Annotated in this window: 1 protein-coding gene; it reads left to right on the top strand. The window is 45.3% G+C overall.

What is annotated here, in order from left to right:
* A partial coding sequence (locus tag EI162_RS14415; protein ID WP_192524980.1) for an IS982 family transposase occupies window positions 1–704 on the top strand: 704 nt, incomplete at both ends.

The raw sequence follows: 704 nt of genomic DNA, 5'->3' as shown, positions 1-704 counted from the left end.
GCGCCAAAGCTGAGTGATCCTGAGATTATTTGCATGGAACTGGTCGGTGAGTTTTTACACCTTGATCAAGACAAACAGATTTGGCAATACTTTACCCAGCACTGGCAATCTTGGTTTCCAGCCATCGGCTCATATCCTAACTTCGCAAAGCATTGCGCGAATTTGTGGCAGGTCAAACAGCGGATACAAGATACAGTCAGTCAACTCGAAGGCCGTGACAACATCCATTTTATAGATGGTTTTCCGATACCCGTCTGTCATTATGGACGCGCGTATCGGCATAAAAACTATCAAGACTTAGCGGCTTTTAGCTACTGTGCGGCTAAGCAAGAGAGGTATTATGGCTTTGAGGGACATTTGCTGGTTAACTTATCGGGCATGATTAAAGGCTTTACCGTTGCCCCTGCCAATGTTGATGAAAGAGCGGTTGCGCCTGATATTACTGACAATATCCATGGTTTGCTCGGCGCTGATAAAGGCTATATCAGCCCTAGTCTGACATCGTACTACGACGCTCAAGGAGTGGATTTACAAACGCCACTCAGAGCCAATATGAAAGAGGATAGACCCAAACCTGTGGTAAGGCGGCTAATGAAAGCCCGCCGTATCGTTGAAACAGTCATTGGTCAGCTATCAGAACGATTTAATATACAAAGGGTACGAGCAAGAGATTTATGGCATTTGTCTCATCGATTGATTCGTAA

Source organism: Psychrobacter sp. FME6 (genome assembly GCF_014861365.1).
Classification (GTDB): Bacteria; Pseudomonadota; Gammaproteobacteria; order Pseudomonadales; family Moraxellaceae; genus Psychrobacter.
This window is presented reverse-complemented; position numbering and strand designations above follow the sequence as displayed.